A 624-nucleotide genomic window follows, 5' to 3' on the forward strand; every position below is an offset into this window, starting at 1 on the left:
CCTTCCCATCCCGAACAGGACAGTGAAACGCCTTCGCGCCGATGATAGTGGACGGACGTCTGTGAAAGTAGGTCATCGTCAGGCTTTTATTGCGCAAAACCCCACAGGTAATCCTGTGGGGTTTTGTTTTCTATATAAGTGAGAAGCTATACTTCTCGCAGCTGTAGGACGAAGAAATTCAGAAAACAGCAGCGTGCAAGCCAGTGCAAAGTGGGCAATAGCCGGTTGCATAACTTGTAGAACGGATGTTATAGTGGCGGGCTTGGCTACTGCCGAAAGTTCAGGGCAACTTCCCCGATATTTCGACAGTTGCTAATAGAGGGAAGCTGGCGGAAACGCTTGTGAGAGGCCTGGAGGCTACGTAAGTCGAGCAGTGCAGCAGATGATCCGCTTCAAGCGAACAGATGTGACACTGGTTTGACAAGCGATAAAAAACCCTTCATAATCTCGTTTCTCTGCTGCTGAAAACAGCAAGCGACGCAAGGCGAAAGCCGCGCAGCGCTGGCAGGGTCAGCAGGTAGCAGTAAGTAGTTTGTAGTACCGAATTTGCAGTGCCGCTCTTTAACAATTAAACAACCGATAAGTGTGGGCGCTTGATGCGATGCACTGTGATTCAGGTCCGGG

The 624-nt window shown here is 50.3% G+C and carries 1 protein-coding gene and 1 rRNA gene; one reads left to right on the forward strand and one right to left on the reverse strand.

Features of this window, described 5'->3' with window-relative positions; all coding sequences use genetic code 11:
• A 5S ribosomal RNA gene (gene rrf, locus V6F88_RS27960) occupies window positions 1-84 on the forward strand; the annotation flags it as partial.
• 308 nt (window positions 85-392) lie between these two features.
• Here the strand turns inward: rrf and V6F88_RS27790 are convergent.
• Window positions 393-624 (reverse strand): hypothetical protein (locus V6F88_RS27790; RefSeq protein WP_332613520.1); only part of this gene is annotated, 232 nt, incomplete at its 5' end.

Source organism: Achromobacter sp. ESBL13 (assembly GCF_036668755.1).
Taxonomy (GTDB): domain Bacteria; phylum Pseudomonadota; class Gammaproteobacteria; order Burkholderiales; family Burkholderiaceae_B; genus Achromobacter.